Origin of the sequence: Prochlorococcus sp. (assembly GCF_965655815.1) — a bacterium.
In the GTDB taxonomy this organism is placed as follows: domain Bacteria; phylum Cyanobacteriota; class Cyanobacteriia; order PCC-6307; family Cyanobiaceae; genus Prochlorococcus_A; species Prochlorococcus_A pastoris.
This window is the reverse complement of sequence record NZ_CBFHHZ010000001.1, coordinates 1-18803: the sequence shown is the minus strand read 5'-3', so window position 1 is coordinate 18803 and position 18803 is coordinate 1. Positions and strand designations below refer to the sequence as shown.

Annotated in this window: 19 protein-coding genes; 6 read left to right on the top strand and 13 right to left on the bottom strand. The window is 30.3% G+C overall.

Going from position 1 to position 18803, the window contains the following annotated elements:
• Positions 1–6 precede the first annotated feature (6 nt).
• A complete protein-coding gene (locus tag ACTF45_RS00095; RefSeq protein ID WP_438949137.1) occupies positions 7–1206 on the top strand; it encodes an aldo/keto reductase in 1200 nt (399 codons plus the stop codon).
• On the opposite strand, the gene rsmG is transcribed toward ACTF45_RS00095, so the two are convergent.
• Positions 1203–1922 carry a 16S rRNA (guanine(527)-N(7))-methyltransferase RsmG gene (rsmG, locus tag ACTF45_RS00090; protein ID WP_288347899.1) on the bottom strand — a complete coding sequence of 240 codons (720 nt, stop codon included), beginning with the start codon at positions 1920–1922 and terminating at the stop codon, positions 1203–1205. The two genes, ACTF45_RS00095 and rsmG, sit on opposite strands and share 4 nt — an antisense overlap.
• A gap of 91 nt (positions 1923–2013) precedes the next feature.
• Between rsmG and ACTF45_RS00085 the strand changes: the two genes are divergently transcribed.
• Both ACTF45_RS00085 and ACTF45_RS00080 read left to right on the top strand, forming a co-directional pair.
• On the top strand, positions 2014–2460 hold the full coding sequence (locus ACTF45_RS00085) for a J domain-containing protein (RefSeq protein WP_011133102.1): 447 nt from the start codon (positions 2014–2016) through the stop codon (positions 2458–2460).
• 17 nt (positions 2461–2477) lie between these two features.
• Positions 2478–2735: a DUF3143 domain-containing protein gene (locus ACTF45_RS00080; protein WP_011133101.1), complete on the top strand. Its 258-nt coding sequence runs from the start codon at positions 2478–2480 to the stop codon at positions 2733–2735.
• Between the two features lie 9 nt (positions 2736–2744).
• Here the strand turns inward: ACTF45_RS00080 and bioA are convergent, their stop codons facing one another.
• From bioA to ACTF45_RS00055, 5 genes are read right to left on the bottom strand one after another with little or no spacing between them, the layout of a single operon-like run.
• Positions 2745–4046 (bottom strand): adenosylmethionine--8-amino-7-oxononanoate transaminase, encoded by a 1302-nt coding sequence (bioA, locus tag ACTF45_RS00075; protein ID WP_438949136.1) that lies wholly within the window; start codon positions 4044–4046, stop codon positions 2745–2747.
• A 3-nt stretch (positions 4047–4049) separates the two neighbouring features.
• The gene (gene bioD / locus ACTF45_RS00070) at positions 4050–4712 is read right to left on the bottom strand and encodes a dethiobiotin synthase (protein ID WP_438949135.1); all 663 of its coding nucleotides are present in this window, start codon (positions 4710–4712) and stop codon (positions 4050–4052) included.
• Complete coding sequence (locus ACTF45_RS00065; protein WP_438949134.1) at positions 4709–5467, bottom strand: methyltransferase domain-containing protein; 759 nt, start codon at positions 5465–5467, stop codon at positions 4709–4711. Before ACTF45_RS00065 ends, bioD begins: the two co-directional genes overlap by 4 nt.
• The gene (locus ACTF45_RS00060; protein WP_288347892.1) at positions 5457–6173 is read right to left on the bottom strand and encodes a hypothetical protein; all 717 of its coding nucleotides are present in this window, start codon (positions 6171–6173) and stop codon (positions 5457–5459) included. Before ACTF45_RS00060 ends, ACTF45_RS00065 begins: the two co-directional genes overlap by 11 nt.
• A complete protein-coding gene (locus ACTF45_RS00055) occupies positions 6170–7315 on the bottom strand; it encodes an aminotransferase class I/II-fold pyridoxal phosphate-dependent enzyme (RefSeq protein WP_438949133.1) in 1146 nt (381 codons plus the stop codon). The genes ACTF45_RS00060 and ACTF45_RS00055 overlap by 4 nt, the downstream gene beginning before the upstream one ends.
• A 139-nt stretch (positions 7316–7454) precedes the next feature.
• Here ACTF45_RS00055 and ACTF45_RS00050 point away from each other — a divergent pair, with 139 nt between their 5' ends.
• A complete protein-coding gene (locus ACTF45_RS00050) occupies positions 7455–10181 on the top strand; it encodes a DEAD/DEAH box helicase (protein ID WP_438949132.1) in 2727 nt (908 codons plus the stop codon).
• An 11-nt stretch (positions 10182–10192) separates the two neighbouring features.
• On the opposite strand, the gene ACTF45_RS00045 is transcribed toward ACTF45_RS00050, so the two are convergent.
• Positions 10193–11578, bottom strand: coding sequence for a class II fumarate hydratase (locus ACTF45_RS00045; RefSeq protein ID WP_438949131.1), 1386 nt, complete (start codon positions 11576–11578; stop codon positions 10193–10195).
• A 40-nt stretch (positions 11579–11618) separates the two neighbouring features.
• The gene (gene purB, locus ACTF45_RS00040; protein WP_438949130.1) at positions 11619–12914 is read right to left on the bottom strand and encodes an adenylosuccinate lyase; all 1296 of its coding nucleotides are present in this window, start codon (positions 12912–12914) and stop codon (positions 11619–11621) included.
• Between the two features lie 293 nt (positions 12915–13207).
• Between purB and ACTF45_RS00035 the strand changes: the two genes are divergently transcribed.
• The gene (locus ACTF45_RS00035) at positions 13208–14020 is read left to right on the top strand and encodes a TlyA family RNA methyltransferase (protein ID WP_438949129.1); all 813 of its coding nucleotides are present in this window, start codon (positions 13208–13210) and stop codon (positions 14018–14020) included.
• Here the strand turns inward: ACTF45_RS00035 and ACTF45_RS00030 are convergent, their stop codons facing one another.
• A complete protein-coding gene (locus tag ACTF45_RS00030) occupies positions 14021–14359 on the bottom strand; it encodes a P-II family nitrogen regulator (protein WP_011133091.1) in 339 nt (112 codons plus the stop codon).
• Positions 14360–14383: 24 nt separating this feature from the next.
• Positions 14384–14629 carry a hypothetical protein gene (locus ACTF45_RS00025; protein WP_438949128.1) on the bottom strand — a complete coding sequence of 82 codons (246 nt, stop codon included), beginning with the start codon at positions 14627–14629 and terminating at the stop codon, positions 14384–14386.
• Between the two features lie 193 nt (positions 14630–14822).
• Between ACTF45_RS00025 and queF the strand changes: the two genes are divergently transcribed.
• Entirely contained in the window at positions 14823–15233 is a 411-nt protein-coding gene (gene queF, locus ACTF45_RS00020) for a preQ(1) synthase (protein ID WP_438949127.1), read from the top strand.
• Here queF and ACTF45_RS00015 read toward each other — a convergent pair.
• The 3 genes from ACTF45_RS00015 to ACTF45_RS00005 all read right to left on the bottom strand — a co-directional run bounded on the left by ACTF45_RS00015 (position 15230) and on the right by ACTF45_RS00005 (position 18486).
• Positions 15230–16516, bottom strand: a complete 1287-nt coding sequence (locus ACTF45_RS00015) for a cytochrome c biogenesis protein ResB (protein ID WP_438949126.1) — start codon at positions 16514–16516, stop codon at positions 15230–15232. The two genes, queF and ACTF45_RS00015, sit on opposite strands and share 4 nt — an antisense overlap.
• The gene (locus ACTF45_RS00010; RefSeq protein WP_438949125.1) at positions 16517–17173 is read right to left on the bottom strand and encodes a cytochrome c biogenesis CcdA family protein; all 657 of its coding nucleotides are present in this window, start codon (positions 17171–17173) and stop codon (positions 16517–16519) included.
• Positions 17174–17256: 83 nt separating this feature from the next.
• Positions 17257–18486: an FtsW/RodA/SpoVE family cell cycle protein gene (locus tag ACTF45_RS00005; RefSeq protein ID WP_438949124.1), complete on the bottom strand. Its 1230-nt coding sequence runs from the start codon at positions 18484–18486 to the stop codon at positions 17257–17259.
• Between the last annotated feature and the right edge of the window lie 317 nt (positions 18487–18803).

The window sequence follows — 18803 nt, the reverse complement described above, 5'->3', positions numbered from 1 at the left end:
TTTCTAATGGAGTTGCCTTGTCGCAGATTTGGTAGAACCAATCTAAAAATGCCTGTTTTGTCCTTAGGAGGCATGAGATTTCAAAAAAGTTGGGATGAATTGAAATTTTCAGAGATTTCACGGAAAGAACAGAATAAAGTTGAAAATATATTGAATCTTGCTAATAAATTTGGTTTTAATCACATAGAGACAGCTAAGTATTATGGGACTTCAGAAATACAGTTAGGTATGGGTTTCAAGAGTATTGAAAAAATACCAAAAATCATTCAAACAAAAATCCCTCCTAATCGTGATCCGAAATTATTCGAAGCAGAACTTTTGAAAAGCTTTGAAAAATTGCAAGTAAAGAAAATTGATTTATTAGCAATCCACGGCATAAATACACCTGAACATCTTCATCAAGCTGTTAAAAATGGAGGCTGTATTGATATTTTAAAAAAATTCCAACAAGAAAATTTAATTGGATATATAGGATTTTCGACTCATGGAGAATTATCTCTTATAGAAAAAGCGATAACTACAAATTTATTTGATTATATTAATTTGCACTGGTATTTCATCAATCAAACGAATTCCAAGTTAATTGAGTTGGCTCGTAAATATGATCTTGGGGTTTTTATAATAAGTCCTACCGATAAAGGTGGACATCTTCACACTCCATCAACAAAAATTTTGGAACTTTGCAACCCTTTACACCCAATAGTATTTAACGATCTTTTTTGCTTAAGGAACAAAAATGTTCATACAATTAGTGTCGGGATAGCCAAAGAGCAAGACTTTAATTTACATTTAGAAGCAGTTTCATTATTGTCAGAATCTGATCATTATATTCCTAAAATACTAAATAGATTAAAAGAGGAATCAATAAATTCATTAGGTATAGAGTGGTATAAAAGTTGGGATAAAAATTTACCAAATTGGAAAAATACACCAGGAGGAATAAATATTCCGGTTCTTCTCTGGCTCGCGAATTTAATAGATTCCTTTGATTTAGAAGAATTTGCAAAATCTAGATACCAATTACTGGGTAATGGGAGTCATTGGTTTCCAGGCAATAATGCAAATTTGTTAGATGTTAATGTATGCGAAAGTCAATTATTAAAAGTTTTAGAAAGTCATATAAAACCAAAAAAGGTTATAAAGAAATTAAGAGTCCTAAAAGACAAGTTTGGGGACAAATCATTATCAAGATTATCAAAGAATTAACCTTTGAGTGGATATTTTTCAGCCTTGCCAATACTTCTAGGATAAATATCAGGGCAAGATGCTTTTGGCTCAATAAAAATAGCATTACGTATCCCTTTTTCTCTGGGAAGAAAATTACTTTTAATTTCTAAGATTTGCCCTTCTAATACGTTTAATGTATTTTCTAAATTTTTATTATCTTCATTGGTCCACTTCCCACAATATAAAATACCTAATCCGTTTGATTTCAACATAGGTAATATATATTCAGAAACTGTTGAAGGATTACTAACTGCTCTTGCTGTCGCAATATTAAAGCCATTTTTAAATGAAGATTGACGTCCAATGTTTTCAATACGATCATTAATTACAAATATATCGTTTTTGAATTTAATACTTTTGATAATTTCTTTTAGTGAATCTGTTTTTTTTTTAGAGGAATCCACTAGATATATTTCTGAATTAGGATGTGTTATCGCATAGGCAAATCCTGGGAAACCACAACCTGATCCAATATCAATAAATTTTTTATTATCAAAAATTTTATTTGTATTTTCTTTAAATGTCCAAAGGCTGTCATAGACTTGTGATATCCAGTAATCATCTCCTTCAATTAATCTAGTTAAGTTAGTTTTATAATTAAGTTCTTGGATTTTTATCTGTAATTCTCTAAACATTATTATTTCCTCTTCAGTTAATAAATTGAGAAGTTCATTAGGGATACTTTCTTTTGTCATTGAGTTTTAAGTAGTTTCTTATTCTTGATAATTAAAAATATTCAATTTAATCAAAAATGACTAGAATATTTTTAATGATAATTAAATTTTTTTGAAAGGCGAGATAACTTATTATAAGATTTTAGGCGTTAATGAAAATGCCTCAAATAACGAATTAAGAAAAGCTTTTTGTAAACTTTCGATAGAATTACATCCTGATACGACTTCCTTAGAATTAGAAGATGCAAAAAATAAATTTCAAAAAGTATTAGAGGCCTATGAAAATTTAAATAATTCTAATTTGAGGAAAATTTATGATGAAAAATTACAAGTAAATTCTAAAAAACCAAATAAAACAAATTTAAATGTCTTGAATCCTTTAGTAATGGATGCTAATAATCAGCAGTTAGTAGGTAATAGGAGACCATTTTCAAATGGAGAAATGTTCTCATTATTTTTGTTGATTATTATTATTTTGATAAGTTTATTTTTAGCTATCTTAATCGCTTCTTTTGCTGGCAAAGAAATACAGTCAATTCCAACTTGGCTTTTGAGATAATAATTTAAAGAAATTCTGTGATCCCATCTGACACCCCAATTAATCAACATTCACTTCAATCATTAGAATTATGGTTAAAAGATTTAGGTGCAACTAAAGATATTGATAATCCGTCTAAATGGTATTTGTTACTTTCTAATTGGAATGCAACTATTATTTTTGAACAGGAAGATTTAAGTGTTGTCTGGGAGAGTGGAGGTAAATTAACTAAAAGACTATTTTCTTATTGTATTAATAGAGAAGATATAGAAAATGCAATTTTACAGGGGCCTTAATTTTGTTTTTTAAAGATCGCTTAAAATTTCAAAAATAATTCTGTAACTTTTTTCTAACTGTTTGTCTGTAATACAAAGAGGGGGTAATAGATAGATAACATTACCAAGTGGCCTAATAAATAAACCTTTTTTAATTGATAATGCTTTTATCCTTTTGCCAACATTGTTTAGATAACCTTTATTTTTACCTATTTCAATATCAAATGCGGCGATAGTTCCTGTGACTCTTATGTTTTTTACAAATGGTAGTTTTTTAATTTTCTTTATATGGGAAAGGTGCTTTTCCTCAAAAGAAAGATATTTTATTGGATCTTTTTCTAATAAGTCAAGGCTCGCATTAGCTGCAGCACACCCTAAAGGGTTTGCAGTGAAGCTATGACCATGCCAAAAAGTTTTTTTAGGAGAATCGCTAATAAAAGATTGGAAAATTGTCTCTTTAGCTAATGTGATTCCCATAGGTAGGAATCCTCCCGTTAAACCCTTCGAAATAGAAATTAGATCAGGAATTATATTTGCCTTTTGAAATGCAAAGAGACTTCCACATCGCCCAAATCCAGTTAATACTTCATCAGCTATTAATAAAGAATTATTATTTTTTACTACTTCTGAAACTTGTCTGATAAATTCAGGCCTAACCATATTCATTCCTCCCGCACCCTGTACTAATGGTTCAAGAATGACAGCTACAGTTGGCTTTTTAAGAAGTTTAGTTAATATTTGAATCGCGTTATTCTCTTTTATTTCAACCTCTTCATCATTTATCCAAGTTGAAGGCCATGGGACCCTTTTAACAGGGAACATTAGATTATCAAAATTCTCATTGAAAATATTTCGTTCCCCTAAAGCCATTGCTCCAAATGTATCACCATGATAAGCACCATCAAAAGCAATTATTTGGTTTCTTGTTTCACCTTGATTTTGCCAAGATTGATAGGCAATTTTTAAAGCTACTTCTACAGCGGTAGATCCATTATCAGAAAAAAATAGTCTTTCTAATTTTGTTAAGCCACTGAGTCTCTCTGATAATATTTGAGCCTGTGGATGTAAGAAGTCGGCGAATATAACTTGCTCTAGAGTCTTGGCTTGATGATAAATGGCATCTGCTATGTAATCGTTACTATGACCATGTAGAGTAACCCACCAACTACTTATTCCATCAATAAGTTCTTGTTTTGGATTTTTAGTATAAATTAAAGCATTTTTTCCATGAGTTACTTCTAATTGAGGCTTGCTATTTATAATCTGTGTAAAAGGCGGCCATATATTAGGATGCCAATCTTGATTAGGATTTTTTAAAACTAGAGATTTCATTTATTATTTTTTTTGATTTAATAAGGTGATCAATTTATTTTTAATATTGAGCTCTTCCCAAAGTATATCTAAATTATTAGAGTCAATTTTCTGGATATATGGAAATTCAGCAATAATAGGAAGACTACTAAATTCAGTTAATGTTTTTGGATTATCTAAGTGTTTTTTCCCGTTTATAACTAGACCTAGAATTTTAATATTTCTTTTTCTTAATGCTTCAATACTAAGAAGAGTGTGATTCAGAGTCCCAAGGCCGCTCTTGCATACAAGTATTACAGGGATATCCCATTTCTTGATTTGATCTATTTGCAAACAATTTCTTGTAATTGGGACCATTAAGCCCCCCGCTGTTTCTACAATTAATGACCCATCGATATTTGGTAAATTTAATAGCTGAAAGTTTATAACTTTTTGATCTATTTCTGACGCCCAATGAGGAGAAACAGGTTCTCTAAAGATATAAGCTTCACTGATTATTTTCGCTTTTTTCACTTTTGCAAGTCGTGCAACAGCTTGACTATCAGTCTCTGACTCAATACCACTTTGAATAGGCTTCCAGTAAAAAGAATTTAATCCTCTTACAAAAAAAGAACTAATTAATGTCTTCCCGATATCAGTATCTGTCCCACAAATAACAAATTGGGATTTATTCTTTATAGCGCTCATGATTTTTTTAATATTTCAATATTAATTTCCCATGTAAGGTTAACTGAATTAGTTGCAGTCTTAGGCCAAAACTTTTGTATTGCTTTTAATTCACATACTTTATTACGTTTACACTTGGTTGATTGAGCTCCCACGTTCACTATGCTTCTGAAAAGTTTATAAACATCTGGAAAGTTTTCTATATATAAGTATTTATTTGAGAAGAGTATTTCGTCAGAGTTGAAACTTTTGACTATATTTTGCGAAACAGGGAAAGTAAGGCCACTATATTCAATATTAGTTTCTAAGCAAGTTTGCTTCCATTCCGGGAATGAATTTATTGTGGGATATGAAATGATTAAATAACCACCAGATCTTAATTTGTTAAACCAATCTCTTATTTTTTTTTCGGGATTGTCTAACCAGTGTATACAAAAGTTAGATGTCATTAGAGGACAGTTTCTAATTGATGGAGGTAAACCATTATTTAAATCCCATAAAATCTTTGTACTAGAGTCCTTATTTTGAAGAAGCATTTTTTTGCTGAAATCAATTCGGCTAATATTTTTTGTAGAAAATTCTTTTTCTATTTCATCAGCTAATAAGCCAGTTCCTGAACCAAGATCTATCCATTCACCTTTTTGAATATTTAGATCTTTTAAGAAATAAACAATCTTATCAGCAAAATGCTTTTGAATATTTGAATAACTTAAATAATTTGCTGAAGCATTATTAAAGTTATTTTTAACTGTTTCATTCCAGATTTTATTTTTCATATTTATTATCCAGAGTTCTTTTGATGATTTGGTAAAAATTTAAATTAGTTAGACAATGCCCTTGATTATCTAATTCAATTAAAGTTGGCTTTTTAGTTAATGTTTTTTTTAATAATTCAATAAAGTCATCACTTGAATCTTGGTCAAGAATTAAATCGTTTTTAGAATTTATAATGATGACATTGCAATTTTTCTCAAAAGACTTTAAAGAATTTTTATCTGTATAAAGTTTTTTAAGGTCACTTAATAGAAGATTATTATTTAAATTCTCTAAGTTTTTATAAAACATAGTTTGGAAATTAATGCTCATATTATTGGGCAAAAAAGATCTACGTATAAATTCTTTTAACATAACCTCTGCTTCAAATAACATTATTTTTTTTTCCATTCTCTTAAGAGATCTATAAATTAAATTTCTTTTTTTGCTTGAAGGAAGAAAGTTATTAAATGAATTTATAAAGACAACATGGGATGCTTCATCTAAAAGATTTTCTTGAATTAAATGGAAACCTAAAGAGTGACATAAAATCATCTTGATTTGATTGTTCATATTGTTTTGTATCCATTTTGATTGATTGATATTTTTTGAAAAATATCCTCTTTCATTATCTTGCCAATGCCATCCATTTTTTTGAAATTCAATTTTATAATTATCCCAGAAACTTTGATCTAACCCCCAACCATGCTGAGTAATAACTTGTTTCATTTGAAGGTTTTTAAAACAGAAATAAAATTATTAAGTATGTCTAAATTTAAATCTCTTCTAATTGTTAGCCTTATTCTTGATTCGTTCAAAGGAACAGTAGGTGGTCTAATAGCAATAGCTAAAAAACCGTTTTTTTCAAGATGTTTTTGTAGAAGAATTGCCTTTTCTTCTTGTCCGACGATTATAGATAAGATTTGAGATTCTCCCTTAACTGGGTAACTTAAATTTCGAAGAATTTCTTTTTTCCATTTTTTAGAAGAGATTAATAAATTAATACCCCATTCCTGATTGGCTTTGATTTTTTGGAGTGATTTAAGTGCACCTGCAGATAAAGCTGGGGAAAGAGCAGTTGTATATCTAAAAGCCCCACTCGTTTGAATAAGGTGTTCACCAATCTTTGAGTTACAAGCTATGAAAGCCCCGCCGCTACCGAACGATTTGCCAAAGGTTCCAGTAAGCATAGTTATTTCATCAGATAAATCAAAACTTAAACCTTTCCCTTCAGTCCCTAAAATCCCAATAGCATGAGCTTCGTCGACTAATAATTCAACATTATACCTTTTACAAATTCTAGCAATTTCTTTGAGAGGAGCAATTGAACCTTCCATACTGTAAAGGGATTCAACAATTATAAGAATGGACTTTTGCGATGAATTGAATTTAAGAATTTTATTTTCTAAGTCTTTTAAATCATTATGTGCGAATCTTACTAGTTTTGATCCGGCAGCTTTTACTCCAACTAATAAAGAATTATGAATAAATTTATCTGCAATTACAATACTATTTCTGTTAGCTAAACCTTGCACGGCAGCAATATTAGCTTGGAAACCGCTAGGAAATAAAAGCACTTTTTCCTGATTAAGCCATTCTGCAAGTTGTGTCTCTAATAATTTATGTATTGGTCTTGAGCCTGTTATGAATCTCGAACTGCCTGAACCAAGACCTTCAGATAAGCTTATTTCATAAGAGGCTTTTATTACATCATTATCTCTACTTAATCCAAAATAATCATTACTACATAAGTCAATAAAGTTATTTTTAACTTTCTTTGGATTTACACCTTGAAGTTCATATGGCTTTTGACCTAATGTGAATGTTTTTAATTTACGAAGTCTATTTTTTGGGATTTTTACTCTATTCATTTGTAAGTAATTTTAACTAAATATTTTTTATAAAATGATCTAGATTTACTATTAAAGTGTGCAAGGCGGCTATTGTTTATTAATATCTATATAGATCATATCTTAAGAAGTTAACTCCTCCCCTCTTCAATCACAATTATTGCTTAATTTAGAGGAATATTTCCCATTCCCACTAGATCCCTTTCAAATAGAGGCAATAAAAGCTATTAATAGTGGAAATTCTGTTGTTTTAACTGCTCCAACTGGCTCAGGTAAAACATTAATCGGTGAATTTGCTATTTATAGAGGCTTATCCCATGAAAGTAGAGTTTTTTATACAACCCCTTTAAAAGCTTTATCAAATCAAAAGTTTAGAGATTTTATTAATCAATTTGGAGAGAAGAAAGTAGGTCTCTTAACTGGAGATATTAGTATCAATAGAGATGCTCCAATCTTAGTAATGACTACTGAGATTTTTAGGAATATGCTCTATGGAGAATTTGAAGAATTTGATGACCCATTGGTAAATCTGGAATCTGTAATTCTTGATGAATGTCATTATATGAACGATCCTCAAAGGGGGACAGTTTGGGAAGAAACAATAATTCATTGTCCAAGTAGAGCACAGATAATAGCTTTATCAGCAACTATCTCTAATGCAGACCAACTTCAAAATTGGATAGAAAAAGTTCATGGTCCTACAGTACTTGTGAACAGTAATAAAAGACCAGTTCCATTAGATTTTAGTTTCTGTAGTGCCAAGGGACTTCATCCTCTTTTGAATAATAAGGGTAATGGGATTCATCCGAATTGTAAGATTTGGAGAGCACCAAAAGGGCAAAAAAAGAAAGGTAAAGTAGGAAGAATAATGCAACCAAAGGCGCCTCCGATTGCCTTTGTAGTCTCTAAACTTGCAGAGAGAAATATGTTACCAGCTATCTATTTTATTTTTAGTAGAAGAGGTTGTGACAAGGCTGTTGAGTATATAAAAGATTTATCTTTAGTAAGTTATTCAGAAGCAAATTTGATATCTCAAAGATTAGATGTTTATCTAAAAAATAATGAAGAGGGTATAAAAGATAAATTTCATTGTGAAGCTCTTAAACGAGGTATAGCCTCACACCATGCTGGTTTGCTTCCAGCATGGAAAGAGTTAGTAGAGGAACTATTTCAGCAAGGATTGATAAAAGTTGTTTTTGCAACTGAAACTTTAGCTGCGGGTATTAATATGCCTGCAAGAACAACAGTAATTTCAACATTATCAAAAAGGACTGATGAAGGACATAGATTATTATTTAGTAGTGAATTCTTGCAGATGTCAGGAAGAGCTGGAAGAAGAGGAAAGGATTTGCAGGGATATGTTGTAACCTTACAAACTAGATTTGAGGGAGCAAAAGAAGCTAGTACCTTGGCTATTAGTGAACCAAATCCACTAGTTAGTCAGTTCACACCAAGCTATGGAATGGTTCTTAATCTTTTGCAAAATTATAGTTTAGATAAATCTCGAGAGTTAATAAAAAGAAGTTTTGGGAGCTTTTTATATTTAGGAGAATCTTCAGAAGAGACGGCTATTCTTGATAATTTAGAAAGAGATTTAAAAGAACTAAAAAAAATAACTTCCAATATTTCATGGCAAGATTTCGATTCATACGAAAAGTTGAAAAGTCGTTTAAAAGAAGAAAGAAGATTGTTGAGGATATTAGAAAAACAAGCAGCTGAAAAATTATCAGAAGAAATTACTAGTGCACTTATCTTTATTAAAGATGGAAGTTTAATTTCCATAAAAGCCCCTCAAATAAATAGAAAAGTTGTTCCAGCTTTAATTTGTAAAAAAATATATGAATCAAAAAAAATTAAAAGTTTGCTTTGTTTAACAATTGATAATTTATTTATCCTTATAAAACCTTCTTACATAGTCAATATTTTTCCTGATTTAGAAGAAATTGAAATTTTGAGGCTTGAAGAACCCAAGATGAATTTCTCAGGAGAAGTTGTAAGAGGTGATAATGAATCACAAATTTTTGTAGACAGAATTTTTGATATTTCTGAAAAATATGATTTAAGAACTCCTCAATATGACCTATCAACTGAAGTTTTGGCACAAAAGAAACTAATTACTAATTTGGAAGAAACAATTACTAATCAGCCTGCGCATAAATTTGGTGACTCTAAAAAATTAAAAAGATATAGAAAAAGGATTATCGAGATTGAGCAAGAAATAGTTATGAAAAATAATCTTATGGAAGAAAAAGAAAATCATAACTGGATAAAATTTACTAATTTAATAAAAATTTTGAATCATTTTGGTTGTTTAAATGATTTAGAGCTTACCGAAGTAGGGCAATCAGTTGGTGCAATAAGAAGTGAAAATGAATTATGGGTTGGACTTGTTTTACTTAGTGGATACTTGGATGATTTGGCCCCTCCTGATTTAGCCGCAATCATTCAAGCAATTTGTGTGGATGTAAGAAGACCCAATCTTTGGTGTAATTTTAAGCCTTCCATAAAAGTTATAGATGTTTTTAATGAGTTAGAGAGCCTAAGAAAATTAGTAGCCTCGAAACAAAATAAGTTTAATATTAACACTCCAATTTTTTTAGAAACGGAGTTGACTGGGATAATTTCAGAATGGGCGAGAGGTAAAAAATGGAAAGAACTAATTTTTAATACTTCTCTAGATGAGGGGGATGTTGTAAGGATCTTAAGAAGGTCTATGGATGTTTTATCACAAATTCAATATTGCGTAGGAGTAAGTAATAAACTAAAAAATAAAGCAAAGTTAGCCTTAAAAGCTATAAATAGATTTCCTGTTTCTGAATCGAATGATTTGTTAAAAGTCTCTGATAATATTAATCCAGCAACGAAAAGAATTGATAATAATTCCTAAAAGTAGTTCAATTAAATCATTTTATTAGTATTTATAGCATCCTCAAAATCATTAGCAGTTAAGTAACCTAATTTTATTGTTGCTTCTTTTAAGTTGATTGATTCATTAAAAGCAAGATTCGCAATTTCTGCTGCTTTTTCATAACCTATTTTGGGAACCAATGCGGTTACAAGCATTAGTGAATTTTCAAGATTAGCTTTTATAGTTTTTGGGTTTGGTTGTATCCCTTCAACTAATTTTAGTCTGAAGTTACTTATCGCATGATTCAGTAATTTTATACTCGTGAGAATATTAAATCCAATTAGTGGCTTATATTCATTCATTTGTAAAGTGCCGCTGGCATTAGCTATTGATACTGCGTATTCAAAACCCATTACTTGAGTGCATACCATTGATAATGCTTCACATTGGGTTGGATTAACTTTCCCAGGCATGATTGAGCTCCCCGGTTCATTTTGGGGAATTATTAATTCATAAATGCCAGATCTAGGTCCTGAGGACAATATTTTAATATCATTAGAAATCTTAAATAATGCACTTGCTAGGATTTTTATTTGACCCATTACTTGGGCTAATCGATCATGAGATGCCATTAAAGAGAAATGATTCTTTGATTTATAAAAAAATAAACCAGTATATTCTGAAATTGATTTTATAGATTCTTTTGAAAAATCTTTTGGACAATTAATACCTGTACCAACTGCCGTACCACCTAGTGGTAAGAAACATAATTCATCAAGACTAATTATCAGAGCATCTTCAGCGTCCTTTAGTTGTTTTGACCATGCAGAAACTTCTTGACCAAGAGAAATTGGCACTGCATCTTGAAAATGAGTTCTACCTATTTTTATAAGATCTTTCCATTTATTACTCTTACTATCAAGAACCTTAGTAAGTTCCTTTATTGATGGAACTAATTTTTTAATTATTTGAGTAACAACAGATATCTGAATAGCCGCAGGAAAAGTATCATTTGTAGACTGCGATTTATTAACATCATCATTTGGATGAATAGGATGATGACTTCCAAGTTCTGAATTTGTTTTTAACGCAGCAATATTAGATATAACTTCATTGATATTCATATTTGTTTGTGTACCACTACCTGTTTGCCATATTTTTAAAGGGAATTGAGAATCGTGTTTCCCATCAAGTATTTCTGTACAGGCTTCAATAATGAGATCTTTTTTTACATTATTTATTAAACCCAATTTGAAATTAGAAATTGCAGCTGCTCTTTTTATAACCGTAAGTGAATAAATTAATTCAATTGGGATTAACTCCTCACCAATAGAAAAATTTATAATTGATCTTTGCGTTTGGGCTCCCCACAAAGCCTTTGAAGGAACTTTAATCTGTCCCATACTATCTTTTTCAAATCTAAAGTTCTTGGTCATCAAAAAAACTGTGGTTAAACTTAAAATAATATTTAGGGATTTAAATATTTAACTTATCCCATATTACATTTAAATTGTTGAGGTGAATTGAGGGGTCAAAGCATACCTTTAAATCATTCTCAGAAACTAATGTCATTATCTCTTGGTCTCCCTCAATATTTTCCTTGAAATTACCATCCTCGTTATTCCAGGCTTGATGAGCACTTTTTTGTACCAAGCTATAAGCCTTTTCCCTAGACATACCCTTTTCAACAAGTAAAAGTAAAACTTTCTGACTAAAAATTACTCCCCCATATATATTTAAATTTTTGAGCATATTGTCCGGATAAACTTTTAAATTATTTATAATTTCTTTCATTTCTCTAAGCATAAAATGTAGGCATATAGATACATCGGGTAACATGATACGCTCATTAGAACTATGGCTAATATCTCTCTCGTGCCAAAGCGGAACATTCTCAAGAGCTGTTACAACATAACTCCTCAATATTCTAGATAAACCGCTAACCCTTTCACTACGAATAGGGTTTCTTTTATGAGGCATAGCTGAGCTTCCTTTTTGCCCTTTTGAAAATCCTTCTTCGACTTCTAAAACATCTGTTCTCTGAAGGTTCCTTATCTCAGTAGCAAACCTATCAAGTGAAGCTCCTATCAACGCTATTGTTTGAACATATTCAGCATGTCTATCTCTTGATATTACCTGAGTACTTGCTGTATCTGGTTTTAAACCCAGCAACTCGCAAGTAATTTTTTCTATTTCTGGGTTTGTATTAGCGTAAGTTCCCATTGCTCCACTTATTTGTCCAATGGAAATAGATTCTTTAAGGATTAATAATCTTTTTTTATCTCTTAATATTTCTGCTAACCATCCTGCCAATTTAAATCCAAACGAAATAGGCTCTCCGTGAATTGCATGAGATCTGCCAATCATTAAAGTATTTTTATGCTTTCTTGCTAATGATCTAACCTCATTTTCTAGTTTTTTAATTTCCTCTAATAACAATTCGCAGGAATCTTTTAGCTGTAATGATAGGCCCGTATCTAAGACATCGCTGCTAGTCATTCCAACATGAATGTATCTTCCGGAATCTCCAACATATTCATTGATATTTGTTAGAAATGCAATTACATCATGTTTTACTTCTTTCTCGATTTCTTTAATTCTTGATTCTTCAAATTTTGCATTTAAACGAATTTCTTTTAAAGCAGCTTCAGGCATTTTTCCAAGAGAACAATTTGCTTCGCATGCTGCAATTTCAACTTTAAGCCAACTCTGGAATTTTGCATTTTCAGTCCAGATTCTTCCCATTTCGGGTAATGTGTAACGTTCAATCACAATTTTTAAACATCTTCAATTTAAACTTTATAACTAAAATCTCATAATTGCTCTATACGTAAAAGTTCTACTTGCCATTGAACATATTTGTATAAGTATTATTGTCATAAATAAAAGCTTTTGGATTTGTAAATATCAATTCATTTTGAAAAATGTCTAAATCTTGCGATTGGATTATCTTTATAACTAGTAGGTATTTTGTTTTTTATAAAATTTTAAATAAGTATTATGTTTCAAAAATATAATTTGAAAATAGCCAGTAATTATTTTTTAAAGTTACCTTTTTAGAATAAATGAATAAAAAAAGTAGGCTAGATCTTTATCTTATTTACAAAGGTTTATGCGAGACTCGTCAGAAAGCACAGGGGCTAATTCTTGCAGGAAAGGTTAAAGATATCAATGGTAAGATTTTCGATAAACCTGGTCAACAAGTTTTAATAGGAACTGAATTTATTATTGAATCTGAACCTCAATTTGTATCGAGAGGAGGAGAAAAATTACTGGAGGCTTTTAAAAAATTAAAAATTAATGTTAAAGATAGAGTTTGTATAGATGCAGGAATTTCTACTGGAGGATTTACTGATTGCTTGTTGCAACAAGGGGCGAAAATGGTTTATGGGATAGATGTAGGTTATGGTCAAACGGCTTGGAAAATAAGGAAAAATCCAAAAGTGAAACTCTTTGAAAGATCAAATATTAGAAATTTAAAGCCTTTAGATATCTATTCTGAAGAAAGTTTATTACCAAATTTTGTTGTAGCGGATTTATCTTTTATTTCACTAAAGTTAGTTTTACAACCTATTAATAATTTATTATCAGGAGATTTTATAGAGGGAATATTTCTTATTAAACCTCAATTTGAAGTAGGAAAAGATCGAGTAAGTAAAGGGGGCGTTGTAAGAAAGGCTGAATATCATATTGAGGCTATTGAGTCAGTTATTAATGCAGCAAATCAATTGCAATGGAATATTCAAGGTCTTGTAGCTTCGCCTTTAGTTGGGCCTGCAGGAAATCATGAATATCTAGCTTGGATGTCTAAGTTTGGTATTTCTAATCCAATAATAAATACTAAATTTATAGAAAATTTAGTAAAAGAAACTCTTTGATCAAAGGGCTTCTTCATCGGTATCTCCAGTTCTAATTCTTACAACAGAATCAATAGATGATATAAATATTTTTCCATCTCCAATTTCGCCTGTTTTTGCTGCTTCGGCAATTGCATCAATTACTGAACTTACTTTTTCATTTTCTACTACAACTTCTACTTTAAGTTTCTGAAGAAATTCAACTGTAAATTCAGAACCTCTATACCTTTCTACCTGACCTTTTTGTCTTCCAAATCCCCTGACTTCACTTACAGTCATTCCAACAATTCCAGAATTTACTAATGCAATTTTTACATCTTCCAATTTAAATGGACGTATGATTGCCTCAATTTTCTTCATGTTTTTCTCTTGGATATCTTAATTTTAATTCTTTTTCTGAAAAACATCTAGCATTGAAACTCCAGAAAATGATTTGATATTTAGACCAGCGCTAATTGCATCATTAACTAGTAACTTAGAGTTTTCTTTTGAAATTATTACTTGATTATTAGATAACGCCTCCCATTGAGTATCTTCAAAATGCGTTTGGAGCCATAACATTCCTATAACACTAGTGGGTTTAAGAGATTTATTTGAATTGTTGTCTATATCAACCAAACAGATATCCATAAGTTTTTAGAAACTAAATACATCTAAACCTTTTTAATGGCCTTAGGATTGTTACCGTTGATACAAAACAAAATTTTATATCCCTTGACTTATTAATTTGTAATACTTGAGTATATTTTTAATTTTTCTAGAATTATTAGCTTTTTTTATGGTTTTTTATATAGTTTTAATAAAGGTGATTTTGAAAAAAAAAATGAGTACAGCTAATTTACATGATGCGACCAATAAGCCCTTATACGGCGAAAGACTAATAGAAGAATCAAAAATCATTTGTTTTGAAAATCCAAATAAAAAGAGAATTTATGAAATTTCAATTGAATTACCTGAATTTACGTGTAAATGCCCATTTTCAGGTTATCCAGATTTTGCAAAATTAAATATCTTTTACCAGCCTAAGATGAAAGTATATGAGTTGAAATCCTTAAAACTTTATATTAATAACTTTAGAGATCTCAAAATATCACATGAAGAAGTGGTTAACAGAATTATGGATGATCTTTTAAATGCAGCTGCCCCGCACTGGATTCATTTAAATGCTGATTTTAATCCTAGAGGAAACGTCTCTATGAAATTAGATATCTATAGTGGACAGAAAAGAAATTAATTATTCTTGATCTCATCTGATAATTTTAGAAATTCCTTTTTAAAACCTAAAAGATTTCTATTACTTAAGCCACCAATAAATAATTTATTTGTATTTTCATTAAATAAAATCCATATTTGGTTTGTGGGAATAAGACTAAAAATTGTTCCCAAAATTATTAAAGTAAAGGATAAATAAATAAATGGAATTGAAGGATCATTTTTAATAATTAAACCACTACTAGGAATTATTTTTTTTAAAGATATTTTTGAAGAATTAATTTCTATTGGATTATTATTTAGATAAACAAAATTTTCAGAAAAATCTTCAATATTTGAGACTTTAAGTGGACCATTTTCATTATCTATAGTTAAAAGATAATTTTTTTTATTTTCTCTACCCAATTCAATTAAAAGCCCCCATATTTGATCTCCTATCTCAGGAATAGGCTTTAGTTGGAGTTGGTAAAGAACACTGTCAATTTCCATAACAATATTTGAAACAGACCAATCCGCTTGATAAATAGTTAAACCTTTGAATCTGATAGGTTGATTCACTTGAGTTGTTTTTATTTCATTCAAATTTTGTTGTTTCGAAAAAAATTCTAAATTTGAAATAAATTGCTTTGGTTTCCCATCACTTTCACGTTCAATAAAAAAGTTTTTTAATTTTATTTTCACTTTTGAATTTGTACTCTCATTTATTAAATCTAAACTTTCTCCTAATCTCAAATATTGTTCTTTAGATTGGCTACTGAAATTTCCGTATGCAGAACCGATCAGTAAAATAATTAACCCTATATGGACAATTATAGGTCCAAGTTTTCCCACTAAGCCTTTTCTTGCCGATAAGCGATTTTCAAATTTTGAAATGTTCCAACCTTTTTTTCTAAGTAAAGAATCAGCTTTTAAAATGTGATCTGTATCTTGGATTATTTCGTAATTAGTTATTAATTCGAGTTTGTAGAATTTTTTTTCATCTTTATAGTCAGTCCATTTTAATGCTGCTTTTAAAGACGGTATTTGCCTCCTAAAGCTGCAGGCTGCAAGAGAAATACAAAGTAGTATTAACGAAAATAAAAACCAATTACTTGTATAAATATGATCTAATTGGAGTCTTATAACTTGAGATCCATTAATGAATCCTAATATTGGCGTTTCGTTGTAGAAATCAATATACTCTTGTTGATCATTTCCTTGAGGTATAAACGTTCCAACTCCACTTGAAATGGCAATGAAAATTATTAATAGTATTGCAAATCTTAAACTTGATATCTTTAGAATAAATTTCTTAAAAATAACCATTTAGATCCAATTTGAAATTAAATTTAGAATCCCTAGCGAAACTAAAAATACCCCACTTAAAGTAGGAATTATTTGACTATATTTTCTGAGTTCTAGAAACTGCTTTAAATTTTCAGTTGTCGCTCCTGCAAGGATTAATGGTGTTACTTGACCAAGGCCAAAGAAAAATAAAAAAATTATTGAAATTGCTGGGTTTTTTGCTTGTGATACCCATGCTAAGAGTGTAGCCAGTACTGGAGTAATACAAGGTGAAGAGGCAAGACCAAAAGCTCCACCTATTACAAAAGGAGTAATTATAGAAGGCACCTTATCTTCCATAAATTTTAAATCGGGCCCATTAGGTAATTGGAATTTTAAAATTCCTAATAAGTTTAAGCCCATAATAATTGCTATTAAAGCTACTAAAGATGCGTAGTAAGAGGGTAATTGTCCATATATTTTTCCTAAGAATCCGCTCAAGGCACCCAATGTAATAAGGGAAAAAATTACCCCTCCAGAAAAACTAATAAGTTTAAACTTATTATTCTTAGTTCCACCCACATAAGCAATTGTGATTGGTAGTAAAGATAAAGAACATGGACCAAGACTTGTTAAAAGGCCAGCAGTAAAAACTAAAAATATGGTAAGTGGACCTGGATTATTAAGCCCTTGCTCCATTAGTAAATTACCCTTTTGAGCTAATTCTGAAATAAATAAATTAATTGAGGCGATAACAGGAATCTAAATCTTCTAAATTCTAACTAATGAAGAGACTTTCGCGCACTAATCATGCCTATATAACCAGTTGATTCCAGTGAACACCTTAACAACATTCCGATCACAAAAAATGAGGATAATAAGGAATTTCCTCCGTAACTTACAAAAGGTAATGGTAACCCAGTTGTGGGCATTGTTCCTGTTGCCACAGCTATATGCATTATAGATTGACCTATAAGTAAAGTTACGCATCCAATAGCAACTAACTTTGTATAATTATTCCTACACTTTATTGCGATTCTTAAGCTTACATAAGAAAAAAGAACTAAAAAACCCAACAATAATGTTGATCCTAATAAACCAAATTCTTCTGCAAAAATAGCAAAAATGAAATCTGTGCTTTGAATTGGTAAATATTGTAATTTTTGTGTAGAGAGGCCAAATCCTTGTCCAAATAATCCTCCTGAACCTATCGCTAGTAAACTCTGAATTAATTGATAGCCATTGCCCTCTGCATCTTTCCAAGGATCTATGAATGATATGACTCTTAGCTTTTGATACTCATTACTCAAAATACTAATACAACCACTTAAAATTCCTAATGAAGCTACTGATAAGAGTGAACTGAATTTTACTCCCCCACATAAACCCATCACCCAAAAAAGAATTCCTGTTAAACCTGCGGTACTTAAATTGGGCTGCTTCATTATTAGTAAAATTAAAAAACCAAAGGTGCTTAATGAAATAATTTTTCTATTATTTTTAACTAAATTCCAATGTGCAAATAAGTTGGCTGCTTCCAAAATTGAAAAAGGTTTAATTAATTCAGACGGTTGAATTTGTAGAGGACCTAGAATTAACCATCTTGAAGAACCGTTAACTGTACTGCCAAAGAATATTGTTAAAATTATCAAGAAAATTAAGAAGTAAAAAATAATTTTTGAAATTTTTAAAAGATCTCTAATATTTGTATTTAAAACAAAATAAAAAAAAGTTAATCCAGGAATACACCAAATAATTTGCCTTTTTAAATAATAAGCCCAATCCCCCATTTCCTTGCTAGCGACCCACCAACTAGCAGAACCAAGAATAAAAAGACCTAAAACAGACCATATACCAATTAAAATAAGTAGAAGTTTTCCTTCATAAGGCCAAATTTTCCAAGGTATAGGTAAGAAATTGTCCCTTAAATAGTTGGGGTTGTTTATGGAATCAAAAGTTCTATTTCTTTTAAAATCACTCTTATATTTTGTAGCTGATTTACTTATCTCCAATTTAAAGTTTGTAGATATACTATTGAGACGTTAAATGACTACTTTGCCAAGTCTTTAGGCTCCTTTTTGAGTGAATTTGAGTTTTTAGATTTTGATTAATAAAACTAAATTTATTTTTAGTTTTTCAAAAACATTTAAATCAAATATCACAAATCTTAAGAATTAGGACTTTAAACAAAATATTCCTAGCTAAAAGGCCCCTCCCCATGATAGATTCCGTGGGTTTATATACTTACTTAAATCTGTATAGAGGGGGTTTTCTAAATTATGTTCACATCTGTGGACTCAAATAGAAAAAAAATTGTTGAGCATCTTCC